This window comes from Peteryoungia aggregata LMG 23059 (assembly GCF_030814435.1).
Taxonomy (GTDB): Bacteria; Pseudomonadota; Alphaproteobacteria; order Rhizobiales; family Rhizobiaceae; genus Allorhizobium; species Allorhizobium aggregatum.
The window spans coordinates 1-15394 of the sequence record NZ_JAUSUW010000009.1 but is presented as its reverse complement, the minus strand read 5'-3'; the positions used below and the strand labels follow the sequence as shown (position 1 = coordinate 15394).

General features: G+C 61.7%; 11 protein-coding genes. 6 read left to right on the top strand and 5 right to left on the bottom strand.

Features of this window, described 5'->3' with window-relative positions; translation table 11 throughout:
- Nucleotides 1–56: 56 nt before the first annotated feature.
- From hslU to J2045_RS15440, 5 genes are all read left to right on the top strand, one after another.
- Entirely contained in the window at nucleotides 57–1364 is a 1308-nt protein-coding gene (gene hslU, locus J2045_RS15460; protein ID WP_307374343.1) for an ATP-dependent protease ATPase subunit HslU, read from the top strand.
- Between the two features lie 231 nt (nucleotides 1365–1595).
- Nucleotides 1596–2480: a DUF1402 family protein gene (locus J2045_RS15455; RefSeq protein ID WP_307374633.1), complete on the top strand. Its 885-nt coding sequence runs from the start codon at nucleotides 1596–1598 to the stop codon at nucleotides 2478–2480.
- A gap of 39 nt (nucleotides 2481–2519) precedes the next feature.
- Nucleotides 2520–3923, top strand: a complete 1404-nt coding sequence (locus J2045_RS15450; RefSeq protein ID WP_307374340.1) for a cytochrome P450 — start codon at nucleotides 2520–2522, stop codon at nucleotides 3921–3923.
- Between the two features lie 98 nt (nucleotides 3924–4021).
- Nucleotides 4022–6025, top strand: coding sequence for a hydantoinase/oxoprolinase N-terminal domain-containing protein (locus tag J2045_RS15445; RefSeq protein ID WP_307374338.1), 2004 nt, complete (start codon nucleotides 4022–4024; stop codon nucleotides 6023–6025).
- Nucleotides 6026–6128: 103 nt separating this feature from the next.
- Entirely contained in the window at nucleotides 6129–8300 is a 2172-nt protein-coding gene (locus J2045_RS15440; protein WP_307374335.1) for a malate synthase G, read from the top strand.
- A gap of 82 nt (nucleotides 8301–8382) precedes the next feature.
- Here J2045_RS15440 and J2045_RS15435 read toward each other — a convergent pair whose 3' ends face one another.
- Nucleotides 8383–9048, bottom strand: coding sequence for a L,D-transpeptidase (locus tag J2045_RS15435; protein ID WP_307374332.1), 666 nt, complete (start codon nucleotides 9046–9048; stop codon nucleotides 8383–8385).
- A gap of 176 nt (nucleotides 9049–9224) precedes the next feature.
- Here J2045_RS15435 and J2045_RS15430 point away from each other — a divergent pair, with 176 nt between their 5' ends.
- On the top strand, nucleotides 9225–9707 hold the full coding sequence (locus tag J2045_RS15430) for an MmcB family DNA repair protein (protein WP_307374330.1): 483 nt from the start codon (nucleotides 9225–9227) through the stop codon (nucleotides 9705–9707).
- A 1-nt stretch (nucleotide 9708) separates the two neighbouring features.
- Here J2045_RS15430 and J2045_RS15425 read toward each other — a convergent pair whose 3' ends face one another.
- The 4 genes from J2045_RS15425 to lhpI form a co-directional block, all read right to left on the bottom strand.
- Nucleotides 9709–10305, bottom strand: coding sequence for an ActR/PrrA/RegA family redox response regulator transcription factor (locus J2045_RS15425; protein ID WP_307374327.1), 597 nt, complete (start codon nucleotides 10303–10305; stop codon nucleotides 9709–9711).
- Nucleotides 10306–10376: 71 nt separating this feature from the next.
- Entirely contained in the window at nucleotides 10377–11678 is a 1302-nt protein-coding gene (locus J2045_RS15420) for an ActS/PrrB/RegB family redox-sensitive histidine kinase (RefSeq protein ID WP_307374324.1), read from the bottom strand.
- A 25-nt stretch (nucleotides 11679–11703) separates the two neighbouring features.
- Nucleotides 11704–14175 carry an ATP-dependent helicase HrpB gene (gene hrpB / locus J2045_RS15415; protein ID WP_307374321.1) on the bottom strand — a complete coding sequence of 824 codons (2472 nt, stop codon included), beginning with the start codon at nucleotides 14173–14175 and terminating at the stop codon, nucleotides 11704–11706.
- Nucleotides 14172–15125 carry a bifunctional Delta(1)-pyrroline-2-carboxylate/Delta(1)-piperideine-2-carboxylate reductase gene (lhpI, locus tag J2045_RS15410; protein WP_307374319.1) on the bottom strand — a complete coding sequence of 318 codons (954 nt, stop codon included), beginning with the start codon at nucleotides 15123–15125 and terminating at the stop codon, nucleotides 14172–14174. Before lhpI ends, hrpB begins: the two co-directional genes overlap by 4 nt.
- Nucleotides 15126–15394 lie beyond the last annotated feature (269 nt).

Below are 15394 nucleotides of genomic sequence, written 5' to 3'. Positions count from 1 at the left end.
GTATTCCACACCAAGAGACGATGCGCGGCTCCGCGGCATCGTGAGGAGCAAGCTGAATGACCAATTTTTCTCCGCGCGAGATCGTTTCCGAGCTCGACCGCCATATCATCGGCCAGCATGACGCCAAGCGTGCCGTCGCGATTGCGCTGCGCAACCGCTGGCGCCGCCAGCAGCTCTCGGAAGACCTTCGCGACGAAGTCATGCCGAAGAACATCCTGATGATCGGACCAACCGGTGTCGGCAAGACGGAAATCTCCCGCCGCCTCGCCAAGCTCGCCGGTGCGCCCTTCATCAAGGTCGAGGCGACCAAGTTCACCGAAGTCGGTTATGTCGGCCGTGACGTCGAGCAGATCATCCGCGACCTGGTCGAGATCGGTATCGGGCTTGTCCGTGAGAAAAAGCGCCTGGAAGTGCAGGCCAAGGCCCATGCGCTCGCCGAGGAACGCGTGCTCGACGCTCTGGTGGGTGCAACCGCATCGCCGGCCACACGCGACAGCTTCCGTAAGAAGTTGCGCGGTGGTGAACTGGACGACAAGGAAATCGACATCGAGGTCGCTGACAGTGGTTCCGGTGCGCCCGGTTTCGAAGTCCCCGGCATGCCGGGTGCCAATATCGGCATCCTCAACCTGTCGGAAATGTTCGGCAAGGCCATGGGCAACCGCACGAAGAAGGTCAGGACGACGGTCAAGGCATCGTACAACGACCTGATCCGTGACGAGTCGGACAAGCTGATCGACAATGAAGTGATCCAGCGCGAAGCGCTGCGGTCGGTCGAGAACGACGGCATCGTCTTCCTGGACGAAATCGACAAGATCGCTGCCCGCGAGGGCGCAATGGGCGCCGGCGTTTCGCGCGAAGGCGTGCAGCGCGACTTGTTACCACTCGTCGAAGGCACGACGGTTGCGACCAAGTATGGACCGGTGAAGACGGACCACATCCTCTTCATTGCTTCCGGCGCCTTTCATGTCTCCAAGCCTTCGGACCTGCTGCCGGAACTCCAGGGTCGCCTGCCGATCCGGGTCGAGCTAAAGCCGCTGACCAAGGAAGATTTCCGCCGCATCCTCACGGAGACCGAAGCGAGCTTGATCCGCCAGTACAAGGCGCTGATGGCGACCGAGGAACTCAACCTCGACTTCACCGAGGACGCGATCGATGCGCTTGCCGATGTGGCGGTCCAGCTCAACGAGACGGTCGAGAATATCGGTGCCCGTCGTCTGCAGACTGTCATGGAGCGAGTTCTGGACGAAATCTCGTTCCATGCGCCCGATCGGAGCGGCTCTGCCGTGATGATCGATTCGGCCTACGTTCAGGAACATGTCGGTGATCTCGCCTCCAACACGGATTTGAGCCGCTATATCCTGTGATCTTTGTGCATCTATGGGTCGCTTTCGCCCGCAGCATATCGGGAAAGTGAAAGCGGCCCATATCGACAATGCAGGTGAGGCTTATGTAAGGAGTGCCCCTGTCGGATGACGGTCGTCCTGCGTCGCCAATCCGTTCACGGACAAATTGTCCAGGGGACGCCCATCGTGCTGAACATTGCCAGAAATCTTATCGTCGCCGTCACGCTGCTTGTGCTTGTGCCCGAAACGGTTATGGCGGACACGAAGGTGCCGTCCGGAAATCGCAATGTCGAACAGCCGGCAATCCCCGGCGCTTCGGTACGGCGCACTAAGGCCGGCAAGACCAGCTTTGATCTGAAGTACGAGAAGGTCCGAGACCTTTTGCGCACCGATTCGGCGCTCGTCGGCAAGATCAAGAAGACCGCAGCCGCTTATGGCATTGCGCCTATTCATATGGTCGGGGCTATCGTTGGTGAGCACACCTACAATGTCGATGCCTATGACAGTCTGCAGAGCTATTATGTAAAGGCGGCCTCCTACGCCGGAAACAGCTTCCGCTTTGGTTACAAGGACGAGAGCATCGCTGATTTCGTCGGCCGGTCCGAGTTTGCCGAATGCAACGGTTATTCGGATTCCTATCGTCTCTGGACGTGCCGGGAAGACGTCTGGCAGAACCGTTTCCGCGGCGAAACGGTGGGGGGAGTGTCCTATCCCAACAACCGGTTCAGCGCCGTCTTCTTCCAGCCCTTCTATGCCGGTCAGACATTTGGTCTGGGCCAGATCAATCCGCTGACTGCGCTGATGCTCTCGGATCTCGTGTACGAGAAGTCGGGTTACCCCAAGCTCGATGAAAATGATGCGGCCGGCGTTTACAAGGCGATCATGGATCCGGATATCTCGCTCGCCTTCATGGCGGCCGTGATCCGCAAGTCGATCGACGATTATCGGGAGATCGCCGATGTCGACATTTCCGGAAATCCGGGCCTTACCGCAACGCTGTTCAACATCGGCAATTCGCAGGAACGTGCGCGGGCCTTGGCCGCCAGACGCGCGAGCGGTGCGGCGAATTGGCCGGAAGAGAACTATTACGGCTGGTTGATCAATGATCGGCTGGAAGAGTTGGAGTCCCTGCTCTAACTCTTGTAGGGGGCTTTTGCGCTCCAAAGGGAGCATGACATGGACGGCAGTCTCCGAAGATCGACCTTTGAGCCCCCAGCCCCGGTGCCGCGCACCGTCCCGCCAAGTCGCCTCGAAATCATCCGGACAGTCCTGCGCAATCCCCTCGAGCTCTGGGGGCAGCCTTCCTATACTTGGCCTTGGATCGTGACCCGCTTCTTCGGTCAGACCACCATCATCGCCAATGATCCCGGCCTGATCCGGCACGTGCTCGTCGACAATGCGGCGAATTACGAGATGTCGGAGATCCGACAGCTTGTCCTTAGACCTATTCTGCGCGATGGGCTGCTGACCGCCGAAGGTCCCGTCTGGAAACGCTCGCGCAAGGCCATGGCGCCCGTCTTTACGCCCCGCCATGCCCGCGGCTTCGCCCGCCAGATGCGCGAACAAAGTGAACTCTTTCTTGAACGTTATGAGGCGGGCGCAGAAGGCACCGTCCGCGATATAGCCGTCGATATGACGGAGCTCACCTATGCGATCCTCTCCGAAACCCTGTTCTCCGGTGGCATCATCTCCGAGCAGGGTGACTTCGCCAGGGATGTTGATGACCTCTTGCACAGCATGGGCCGCATCGATCCGCTTGATCTGCTGCGCGCGCCAAAATGGATACCGCGCCTGACCCGCATTCGCGGTCTCGGCGTGCTGCGCAAGTTTCGCGAACTCGTGCGTCGGACGATGGACCATCGCCGAGCCATCATTCAGGCTGAGCGAGAAAAGGCGCCTGATGATTTCCTCACCCTCCTGTTGGAACTCGAGGGACCGGAAGGCCTGACCTCGGAGGAAATCGAGGACAATATCCTCACCTTCATCGGCGCCGGTCACGAGACCACGGCCCGCGCGCTGGCCTGGACGCTCTATTGTGTGGCGCATTGTCCGGATGTCCGGGATTCCATGGAGCGGGAGATCGACGAGGTGATTGCCTCGGGCGCCGATCCCGTCGAATGGCTCGACCGCATGCCGCATGTGCGCGCGGCCTTCGAGGAAGCCATGCGGCTCTATCCACCGGCCCCGTCGATCAACCGCGATGCGATTGCCGATGATCGTTACACGGCCCCGAATGGCGAGGTGGTGGAAATCGCCAAGGGCACCACCGTGCTGGTCATGCCCTGGACCCTCCATCGCCATGAACTCTACTGGGACAAGCCGCGGATCTTCGATCCCTCACGCTTCTTGCCCGGCGAGCGGGAAAAGATCGGCCGTTTCCAGTATCTGCCATTTGGTGCTGGACCGCGCGTCTGCATTGGCGCGACCTTTGCCCTGCAGGAAGCGGTGATTGCGCTTGCCGTTCTGATGCAGAAGTATCGGTTCGAAACGACGCCGCAAACGAAACCATGGCCCGTGCAGAAGCTCACCACCCAGCCGGCTGGCGGTCTTCCGATGCGTGTCACCCCTCGCAAGCCGTAAAGCGGCGTCTTCCTGCCGCTCCCTCGCTGGAAATCGGAGTAAGGCCTGTGCCATAAGGGATGCGGCGCCAGACCGGCGGGCATTATGGGGAAGACTGCGTGACATCCGATTACATGCTGGGCATCGATACCGGCGGCACCTATACGGACGCCGTGATCTACAGCGAGACGCATGGGATCATCGCCAAAGCGAAGTCGCTCACCACCCGTCACGACCTGTCGATCGGTATCTCCGGCGCGCTCGAAAGTGTCCTGTCCGAATCGACGATCGATCCCTCGGCCATTGGCCTGGTCTCGCTGTCGACGACGCTTGCGACGAACGCGCTGGTGGAAGGGCAGGGCGGCCGCGCCGGCCTGATCATGATCGGTTTCGGCCCTGAAGATCTGAAGCGCGATGGCCTGGGCGAGGCGCTCGGCAACGATCCGGTCCTCTTCATCGCCGGTGGACACGATGTCCATGGCAACGAGACACCTTTCGACCAGGCGGCGCTGGAAGCGGCACTGCCCGAGCTCGCGGCCAATGTCTCTTCCTTCGCGATCGCCGGCTATTTCGCGGTCCGCAACCCGGCTCACGAGCAGCGTGCGCGCGACATCATCCGCCAGCATTCTGGCCTGCCCGTTACCTGCAGCCATGAACTTTCTTCCAAGCTTGGCGGCCCTCGCCGTGCCCTGACCACGCTTCTGAATGCCCGTCTTGTTGCGATGATCGACCGCCTGATCGGTTCTGCGGAACGATACCTGCAGGAGCGGGGCGTGCATGCGCCGCTAATGGTGGTTCGGGGCGACGGCGCCTTGATTTCGGCCGCGGAGGCCCGCCTGCGACCAATCGAGACGATTCTGTCTGGTCCGGCGGCAAGCCTCGTCGGCGCCCGGCATCTGACAGGGCTGGATGATGCCGTCGTCTCCGACATCGGCGGAACAACCACGGACGTCGCCGTCATGGAGGCGGGGCAGCCGCGTCTGGACCAGGACGGAGCGGTTGTCGGCGGCTACCGCACCATGGTGGAAGCGGTCGCCATGCGTACCTTCGGCCTCGGCGGTGACTCGGAAGTCCATTTCGACGATCGTGGCCTTGCGGCAAAGATCCTGCTGGGACCTCGACGCCTGGTTCCGCTCAGTCTGGCCGCCGCGCTGCATGGCAGTGCGATAGCAAGTGTCCTCGAGCGTCAACTGCGCGCACCGCATCTCGGACGCCACGACGGGCGCTTCGCAGTCCGCACCGGTGTCCCGGATCATCTCGCGGCGGGTCTCCAGCCACAGGAAGCAGCCCTTTTCCAGAAGATCGGGGCCATACCTCTGCCGCTCGACCAGCTGATCAGCTTTACCCAGCAGAAGGCAACCCTCGATCGTCTGGTCGCCCGGGGCCTGGTCCATATCTGCGGGCTGACCCCATCGGACGCAATGCATGTCCTGGGACGTCAGGGCCAGTGGGACCGCCAGGCGGCAGCACTCGGCATGATGTTGGCGATCCGCCAGAAGGATGGGTCGGGCCAGCCGATTGCCGCGACGCCCGAGCTACTCGCCCAACTGATCGTTGATCGCCTGACGCGCCAGTCTGCCGAAGTCATTCTGTCCGCGGCTCTGGCGGAAGATGGGCTCGCCGACATTGATCCGGCCAGATCCGTGCTGGTCGATCGTGCTCTCAAGCGCCAGGTGGGCATAGCTCGTTTCAACCTGACGCTCGATCGGCCGCTGATCGGACTTGGCGCCTCGGCGGGTGTCTATTACCCGGCGATCGCTGAGATGCTGGCTTCCGACTTCGCCGTGCCAAGGGATGCTGACGTGGCCAATGCCGTTGGTGCGGTGGTTGGCCAGGTCCGAAGCAGCGTGACGGTTACTGTCAGTTCGCCAGAGGAATGCCTTTTCATAGTCACCGGAGGTGGCGACAGTGAGCGCGTCACGGATGAGAACAGGGCACTGGAAGTCGCCCGTTTTCGTGCGAGCGCACTTGCACGACAACGGGCCGAGGCGAGTGGCGCTGTCGATCTCGTTCTCCTCGTCACGGAGGTGCATGATGCTCCTGAGATCGAGGGGCGAAGGAAGCTCGTGGAGGCGCGCATTACCGCTACGGCAACGGGTCGACCGAGGACGGCCCGAAGCTGACTTTCTATTTTGGAAATAATATTTCGTATTTATGCAAGATTGACTGCTAATGCGTTTCAGCGATGCTGTAACCCAGAGCGACATCAGTGCGAGGAGTGACGTCATGACATCTATTGAAACCCATGGCCTTTCGATCGACATGCGCCTGCACGATTTCATCGTGAACCAGGCGATCCCGGGAACGCAGGTAGAGGCCGATGTCTTCTTCGCTGGCCTGTCGAAGATCATCCATGAACTTGCGCCCAAGAACCGTGCGCTGCTCGCCAAGCGGGATGCCCTCCAGGCAGATATCGACGCCTGGTACCGGAAGAATGGCGCTCCCTCGGACATGACCGCCTATGAGACCTTCCTGCGCGAGATCGGCTATCTTCTGCCTGAAGGCCCCGATTTCAAGATCGCGACGGCAGATGTCGACCCGGAAATCTCGACCATTGCTGGTCCGCAGCTCGTCGTCCCCGTGATGAACGCGCGCTACGCCCTCAATGCAGCCAATGCCCGCTGGGGGTCCCTGTACGACGCCCTCTACGGGACGGATGCAATCCCCGAAAGCGACGGCGCGGAGAAGGGGAGGGGTTACAACCCTGTTCGTGGAGGCAAGGTCATTGCCTGGGTGCGCGGCTTCCTCGATCGCTCGGTGCCACTTGCGGCGGGTGGCTGGGAAAAGGTCACGGCACTCTCGGTCGAAAACGGCGGGCTCTCAGTCCGCCTCGACGATGGTGGTATCACCGGCCTTTCGAACCCGGCCCAGTTTACCGGATATCGCGGGGAAGGTGCTGCCCCATCCAGCATCTTCCTGCACAAGAACGGCCTCCATGTTGAAATCCTTGTCGACAAGGCGGGTGTCATCGGCAAGAGCGATCCCGCAGGCATCAATGACTGCCGCCTGGAATCGGCGCTCACCACCATCATGGACTGCGAGGATTCGGTTGCCGCTGTCGATGCCGAAGACAAGGTCGTCGTCTATTCCAACTGGCTCGGCCTGATGAAGGGTGACCTGACAGAGGACGTCTCGAAGGGCGGCAAAACCTTTACCCGTGCCCTGAGTGAGGATGTGTCGCTGACTGGCCCTGATGGCAGCAACGTGACATTGCCGGGGCGGTCACTGATGCTCATCCGCAATGTCGGCCATCTCATGACCAATCCCGCAATCACCGACAAGGATGGGCACGAGGTGCCGGAAGGCATCATGGATGCCGCCATCACCGCCTTGATTGCACTGCACGACATCGGCCCGAACGGCCGCCGCAAGAACTCCCGCGCCGGCTCCATGTATGTCGTAAAGCCCAAGATGCATGGCCCGGAAGAGGTCGCTTTCGCCTGCGAGATCTTTTCACGCGTCGAAGCGCTTGTCGGCATGGGGCCCAATACGATCAAGATGGGGATCATGGACGAGGAGCGCCGCACCACGGTCAACCTCAAGGAATGCATCCGCGCCGCCCGCGAACGCGTCGTGTTCATCAATACGGGCTTCCTCGATCGAACTGGCGACGAGATCCATACTTCGATGGAAGCCGGACCAATGATCCGGAAGGGTGACATGAAGCAGGCGGCCTGGATCGCCGCCTACGAGAACTGGAACGTCGATATCGGCTTGGAATGCGGCCTGTCGGGTCACGCGCAGATCGGCAAGGGCATGTGGGCCATGCCGGACCTGATGGCGGCCATGCTCGAGCAGAAGATCGCGCACCCAAAGGCCGGTGCCAACACCGCCTGGGTTCCCTCGCCGACTGCCGCGACCCTGCATGCCACACACTATCACAGCGTGAACGTCGCCGAGGTCCAGCAGGGCTTGAAATCCCGCCCGCGGGCGAAACTCGCCGACATCCTCTCCGTACCGGTCGCACCCCGACCGAACTGGACGCCGGAGGAGATCCAGCGCGAGCTCGACAACAATGCGCAGGGCATCCTCGGCTATGTCGTGCGTTGGGTGGATCAGGGTGTCGGATGCTCCAAGGTTCCGGACATCAACAATGTCGGGCTCATGGAAGACCGCGCGACCTTGCGCATCTCCGCCCAGCACATGGCCAACTGGCTGCACCATGGCATAGTGACGGAAGAGCTGGTCGTCGAAACGCTGAAGCGGATGGCCGTCGTCGTTGACGGACAGAATGCCGGTGATGCGGCTTACCTTCCGATGGCCAAGGACTATGATGGCTCGGTTGCCTTCCAGGCGGCTCTCGATCTGGTCCTCAAGGGCAGGGAGCAGCCCAACGGTTACACGGAACCGGTGCTTCACCGTCGCCGCATCGAGCTCAAGGCGAAATCTGCCGCTTGATCGTCCGCCAAAGGATGCATGAATTGAAAAGACCCGCCGGATCACTCCGGCGGGTCTTTTTCTGACTGTCTATCTCGGCAGCTTACTGCTGAACGACGACCTTGGAGTTGCGACCTGGTTTGACGCGATTATAGAGGTCAATCACGTCCTGGTTCATCATGCGGATACATCCGGATGATGCGGCCGTTCCGATCGAAGCCCACTCCGGCGTACCGTGCAGACGGAACAACGTATCCTGCCCCTTCTCGTTGAAGAGGTACATGGCGCGGGCGCCGAGCGGATTGGAAAGACCGGGGCCCATGCCATTCTCGACATACTTGGCCACTTCCGGCTTGCGCTCGGCCATTTCCTTCGGCGGGTGCCATGTCGGCCAAGCCTGTTTCCAGGCAATGTAGGCTTCGCCTTCCCACGCAAATCCCTGCTTGCCGACGCCGATGCCATAGCGAACGGCCTTGCCGCGTGGCAGAACATAATAAAGGAAGCGTTCGCGCGTATTCACGACAATCGTGCCCGGCTTTTCCTTGGTCGCGTAGTCTACAATCTGTCGATGGAACTTCTTGTCGACCTTCTGGATCGGGATCGCCGGCAGGGCATATCCTGCATCGGTGGTCTTTCCATAGGAATCGCTGAAGATCTGTACCTTGGTGGTCTCGGCCACTTCGGCGTTTTCACCAGTCGTTGTCGTACAGCCCGCGAGGCCGATGGACATAACCAGGCCGAGCGCGGTCAATATATTGCGGAAGCGCATTGGGAGCTCATGGGTGATGGCTGGAAGATGGTCTCGTGACCATCCTTGATTATGGTTTATTTTGAATTAACCTCGGCAACGCAAGTGCCGCACTACAGCCGAACGTCTTCGGCGATGCAAAATGACTCTGCATTGCTTTTTTGCAACAGGCGCGGTTGTGCGGACGGGAGTTTTCCATGACCTTAGTGTCCATCGCGGTGAATAATCCGTTAATCGACGGGCGACAGTCTGATCGCGCGATGATGATTCGTCGTGGCGTCCAGATTCTTTTGTCGGACATGCGCTTTGCAGTTTTACCCGAACTGACCCTCGCCAACGGTCGCCGTGCAGACCTGATTGCCCTGTCCGAGAAAGGGGAGATCTGGATTGTTGAGATCAAGTCCTCGATCGAGGATTTCAGGGTCGATCGGAAATGGCCGGATTATCGCCGCTACTGCGACCGGCTCTTCTTCGCGACCCACCCTGGCGTTCCACTGGAGATCTTTCCGGAGGACTGCGGTTTGCTTCTGTCGGACGGCTATTCGGGGCACTTGCTCCGTGACGCCCCTGAACACCGCCTTGCGCCGGCGACCCGCAAAGCGGTGACGCTTGATTTCTCGAGGGCCGCCGCACAAAGGTTGATGACCGCCGAATGGGCGGTCCAAGTTCACGGGACCTGAATCACTTCGGCGCCCGCTTTGCCAGGATTCGCTGCAGTGTTCGGCGATGCATGTTGAGGCGCCGCGCGGTCTCGGAGACATTCCGTTCGCAACTCTCGTACACGCGCTGGATATGTTCCCATCGAATTCGGTCTGCGGACATCGGGTTTTCGGGGATTTCCGCCTTCTCGCCAGGTCTCTGGGTCAGGGCAAGATACACATCGTCCGCGTCCGCCGGCTTCGCCAGATAGTCGAGCGCGCCCAGCTTTACCGCCGTGACGGCTGTCGCGATGTTGCCATAGCCGGTCAGCACGATGATGCGTGTATCGGTTCGCCGCTCGCGGATCGCTTCGATCACATCGAGGCCTGTACCATCGCCGAGCCTGAGATCGACCACGGCATAGCTCGGTGGCGCCTCCTTGGCCTTGGCAATGCCTTCTGCCACGGAGCCGGCGAGCTCGACGACAAATCCGCGGCTTTCCATCGCGCGGGCGAGGCGACGGAGAAAGGGGGCATCGTCATCGACGATCAGCAGGGACGGGTCTGATCCGAGATCGTGGTCGCCCGCCCGCTGGACGCTGCCGGCGGATTTCGCGACCTGTGATGCTGCTTCTACCATCTTCTATTCCCTGAGACTGTTCGAGAAAGTCCGGTTCCGACCTTATGCTGGTGAAGCCCATACAGGTAAAGTCATAAGGACGTGTCCAATTCCATATACTCGCGCGGCCAGTTCACCACGACACGGGCACCTGATCCTTCCGGACTGCGATTCTCGAATCGGAGGCTGGCGCCCGATCTCTCGAGAAGCGTTTTCGCAATGAACAATCCAAGCCCGAGGCCGCCTGCGCGCGCATCGTTCTGCCTACTGGTTACATAGGGCTCGCCAATTCTTTGCAAGACCCCGGCCGAGAAACCGGCACCGTCATCCTCGATGGTCACCGTCACATCGACTGTCGTGTGTTCGACGCTGACGGTCACTTTCGATCGGGCATAGTCCACGGCGTTTTCGAGCAGGTTCCCGAGCCCGTAGAGGATCGCCGGGTTGCGGGTTCCGACTGGTTCGAGTGCGCGCTCCGAGAGCTCCGTGAGTTCCACGGTCACACCGAGTTCTCGATGCGGCGCGATGACCTCTTCGATCATCGACGACAAGGGCAGCTCGCGCATATGGGCTTCCCCTTCCGTAGCGAGCGATGTCAGACGGCGAAGAATATCCCGGCACCGCTCGCTCTGGCTGCGCAGCAACTGCACGTCCTCACGGTAACGCTCATCATTGCCGAGGTCCCGCTCCATTTCCTTCGCCACGACGCTGATGGTCGCGAGTGGTGTCCCGAGTTCGTGCGCAGCCGCAGCCGCAAGACCATCTAGCTGGTGCAGGTGTTTCTCCCGCTGCAGGATGAGCTCGGTGGCCGTCAGTGCATCCGCAAGCAGGCTCGCCTCCTGGGAGACGCGGTAGGCATAGAAGGCGGCAAACGCCATCATCGAGACGATCGAGCTCCACATGCCGACCTGGAGCAGGGGGTGAACCTCAAGTGTGCGCCCTTCGAACCACGGCAGGGGATAGGGCGTGAAGGCGAGAAACGTGATGAAGGCCAATGCTGTCACGAACAGGGCGATCGAATGACGGCTCGGCTGCGACGCAAACGAGATGATGACGGGAATGCAGATCAACGGTGCGAAGGGATTGTTCAGACCTCCAGTAATGAAGAGCAGAGCGCCCATCTGAAACAGATCGAGGGAAAGGACGGCAAAGGCAGCGGCCGGCTCCAGCCGATAGGTCGGTGGAAATGCAACGGAGAGCAGAGAATTGGCAGCGGCCAGGGCCGCGATCAGGCCGAGGCAGGTCATCAGTGGCAGAGGAAACTCGAACCACATCGCCACGATCAGGATCGTCAGCAACTGGCCGGCGACCGCCACCCAGCGCAACTTAACCAAGGTCTCCAGACGCAGCCGCCGGCTGCTCGGACCGAATTTGGCTGCCAGATCCATGGTCATTGTCTTCGCCTTCCTTGCCTTGCTGTCAGGTGCTGCGGGGTTTCGCCCGCGTCGTCGGATCTGCCGAAGCAGGATCTTCCGGCCATGGATGCTTCGGATAGCGGCCCCGCATGTCGGCGCGTACATCCTTCCAGGACCCGCCCCAGAAGCCCGGAAGATCCCGCGTCGTCTGAATCGGTCGATGCGCCGGCGACGTCAACTCCAGCAACAGTGGCAATTTGCCGCCGCCGATCGTCGGATGGGTCTTCAAGCCGAACAGTTCCTGCACCCGGATCTGCAATACCGGCTCGTCGCCGTCATAGCGGATCGGATGGGCCTGGCCGGTGGGCGCCATGAAATGGGTCGGAACCAGTCTGTCGAGGTCCCGCTGCGATCCTGGTGGCATGAGCGCCATCAGCCCCTCATGGAGACTGCTCGCCGTGATCTCCTGAAAGCTCGTGACACCGGACTGAAACGGAACGAACCAGTCGTCGAGCCGCGCGGCGAGCCCTTCGTCGCTGGTATCCGGCCATGGATCCCCAAGGCTCCTGTAGAGGAAACCAAGCCTCTGTCGCAGCTGGCCGGCCGCCTTGGAAAAGGGGAGGGCAGACAAGCCGAGAAGGCGCACGCCTTCCGCGAGTGCAAGGGCGGCCTCTGCCCCTTTTGGCCTCGGCAAGGGCTGCTCGTCGAAGACAATCGCACCCATCCGGGTCGTCCGCCGGGCACGAACCTGACGACTGCCCGTATCGAAGCCGCTCTCGTCAGCTGTGCTGATTGCACCTGGAAGAATACGCTCGATGTCCTCACGGGTGATTTCTGCTGCGGCAAGCACGCGGGCTTGGGCCGCCTTGCCGGTGAGGTCGGCAATCACCAGAAGCTCTCCACCGGCCAGCCGCTCGGTGGCTGCAATCTCCGCGCCTCGTCCGTTCGCCATCACGAAACGTCCACGCCCGCCACGCTGCCGCGCCACTCGGTCCGGAAAGGCATGGACCAGCAAGGCGCCGGCAGAGACCGGCGACCCACCGGTGTCCCCGTTTGGGCTTGAGAGACCGGAAGCCAGTCTCTGGGCCAGGTTGCGGGCATTGCGTGCCCGTTCTCCCCTGTCCCGCTGGAACTGTCGCAACCGTTCGTCGAGATCAAGATTGTTGCCGCCCAGCCCCTGTTCGGTCAGAAGGACTGCCAGTTCCGCGGCAGCCTTGGCTTCGCCGTGCTCGGAGGCGCCGAGCACCATGGCTGCAAGCCGCGGCGGCAGCCCGAAATCGCGCATCCGCCGCCCCTTGGCAGTCAGCTGCAGATTCTCATCGAGCGCACCGAGCCCGATAAGGAGTTGCCGTGCCTCCTTCAGCGCCACGTCGGGTGGCATGTCGAGCAAGAGCAGCTGGCGCGGATCTGCGACGCCCCAGTGAGCCATGTCCAGCGCCAGTCCGGAAAGGTCGCTCGCCAGGATTTCGGGCGGTGTGAAGGCCGCGAGCGCTGCTGTCTGGCCTGCATGCCAGAGCCGGATCGCCATTCCGGGTTCCGTCCTGCCGGCGCGTCCGGCGCGCTGATCCGCAGATGCCCTCGACACGCGGACGGTCTCGAGCCGCGTGATCCCCGTCGAGGCTTCGTAGACCGGAAGCCGCTGCAATCCGCTGTCGATTACCACGCGCACTCCATCAATGGTGATCGAGGTTTCGGCGATCGAGGTCGACAGCACCACCTTTCGCGTCCCCGGCGGTGCAGGGCGGATCGCCGCATCCTGCTCCGGCTGGCTCAGCATGCCATAGAGAGGAGCAATCAGAATGTTGCTGGCAACTTTCTCCTGCAGGCGCTCCGCCACACGCCGGATCTCGGCCTGTCCCGGCAGGAAAGCGAGCACCGAGCCCTCTTCTTCTGCAAGCGTCCGTAGCACGGTCGCGGTGACGGCATCTTCGATCCGCTGGTCAGTTGGCCGATCCTGGTGGCGGATCTCGACAGGGAAACTCCGTCCCTCGCTGACGATGACTGGTGGGCCGGACAGCAACGACGCGATACGCTCGACGTCGAGCGTCGCCGACATGACGATGATCCTGATGTCCGGCCGAAGAGCCGATTGCGCATCGAGTGCAAGCGCAAGACCGAGATCGGCATCCAGCGAGCGTTCGTGAAACTCGTCGAAGAGCACCGCCGCGATGCCCTTTAGCTCGGGATCGCCGAGGATCATCCGCACGAAGACGCCTTCGGTCACCACCTCGATGCGTGTCGCGCTGCTGACGCGGTTGTCGAGCCGCATCCGATAGCCGACTGTCTTCCCCACGGCTTCGCCCAGGAGGTCCGCCATGCGGGATGCTGCGGCTCTCGCGGCAAGTCGTCTGGGTTCGAGCAGAAGGATGCGTCCGTCTCCCCGCCACGTCTGATCGAGGAGATAGAGAGGAACGAGTGTGGTCTTGCCGGCGCCCGGGGGGGCGGAGAGGACGGCGCAGTTGTTGATCTCAAGCGCCTCTGCAAGCGCCGGGAGGCGCTCGGCGATTGGCAATTGTGGGAGCTGCACGGGCGTCACGAAGCCGCCGCGTCCGAATGGGCGGTCTGATAGGCGAGAATGGCACCCGCGAGATCTTCAAGCGCTGCGCCGACAGACTTGAACAGGGTGACTTCTTCCCGGCTCCGCCGTCCCGCGGCCCCGCTGACCAGTTCGGCCAGTTCGGCCACGACATGGTCCGCGCCAATGACACCCGAGGCGATCGGCTGCAGGATATCTCCGGCTTCCGCGAAGGCGCCCGCGCGCGTGTCGACGAAGACGCGCGCGCGCCGAACGGCTTCGTCGTCGCTTTCACGCATGTCCTTGGTAAAGGCGCCGATCAGATCGAGATGGCTGCCCGGCTTCAGCCACGCCCCTCGTATCAGCGGCGTGCGCGACAGGGTGGCACAGGAGATGATGTCTGCCTGACGGGCGGCGCCTTCAAGGTCATCGGCGACGTTTACCGGGTAGCCGAGGGCGCTGGCCTCTTCAGCCGCCTGCACGGCCTTGTCCCTGTCCCGTCCCCAGATCAGGACATTGTTGATCGGCCGAACGCGGCTGTGCGCTTCGATCAGGTTGATGGAGAGACGTCCGGTGCCAACCACGAGCAAGGTCGACGCGTCGTCACGGGCGAGATGACGCGCAGCCAGCGCGGACGCCGCCGCCGTGCGCCGCGCCGTCAGCTCCCCGCCATCGATCAGCGCCAGCAATTCTCCGGTACGCCCGGATGACAGAAGATAGCTGCCATGGATTGCCGGCAGGGAGCGCAGGTGATTGTCCGGAAAGACCGAGACGAGCTTGACCCCGATATACTCGCCCGGCTGCCATGCCGGCATGAGCAGGAGTGTCGCATCCGCTTCTCCGGGAACGCCGACAGTGTGATGATGGCGCACGGGCATGATGCAGCCGCCTTGGAACATGGCGGCGAGAGCCCCGATGAGGGCGTCCCAGTCGAGGCAATGTCTGGTCTGGGTTGGGTCGAGAATAAGCATGCGGAAGGGCACTCCTTGATGACAGTCCGACACTATCAAGGAGCGCCTGGCTTGCAAGCGAATGCGGGCAAGTGACAAGGCTGCAAACGGCCGCCGCTCTCGTGCGTCCGGACACGCACTAATGGTGTCGTTTGCGACCGATGGCCTCTGCGCAAAGGAAAAAACTATTTATTATCAACATCTTGTCGATTTTTTTCAGTTTTGTGAAGAGTGGCTGTTGACGGTTTGCGGGAGTGGCCGTATAAGCCGCTTCACCGAACGAGAGGCGG

Excerpts from the sequence above, each read along its gene's own strand:
- hslU (WP_307374343.1), top strand. The coding sequence starts at position 57 with ATGACCAATTTTTCTCCGCGCGAGATCGTTTCCGAGCTCGACCGCCAT.
- J2045_RS15455 (WP_307374633.1), top strand. The coding sequence starts at position 1,596 with ATGGCGGACACGAAGGTGCCGTCCGGAAATCGCAATGTCGAACAGCCG.
- J2045_RS15450 (WP_307374340.1), top strand. The coding sequence starts at position 2,520 with ATGGACGGCAGTCTCCGAAGATCGACCTTTGAGCCCCCAGCCCCGGTG.
- J2045_RS15440 (WP_307374335.1), top strand. The coding sequence starts at position 6,129 with ATGACATCTATTGAAACCCATGGCCTTTCGATCGACATGCGCCTGCAC.
- J2045_RS15435 (WP_307374332.1), bottom strand. The coding sequence starts at position 9,048 with ATGCGCTTCCGCAATATATTGACCGCGCTCGGCCTGGTTATGTCCATC.
- J2045_RS15430 (WP_307374330.1), top strand. The coding sequence starts at position 9,225 with ATGACCTTAGTGTCCATCGCGGTGAATAATCCGTTAATCGACGGGCGA.
- J2045_RS15425 (WP_307374327.1), bottom strand. The coding sequence starts at position 10,305 with ATGGTAGAAGCAGCATCACAGGTCGCGAAATCCGCCGGCAGCGTCCAG.
- J2045_RS15420 (WP_307374324.1), bottom strand. The coding sequence starts at position 11,678 with ATGACCATGGATCTGGCAGCCAAATTCGGTCCGAGCAGCCGGCGGCTG.
- lhpI (WP_307374319.1), bottom strand. The coding sequence starts at position 15,125 with ATGCTTATTCTCGACCCAACCCAGACCAGACATTGCCTCGACTGGGAC.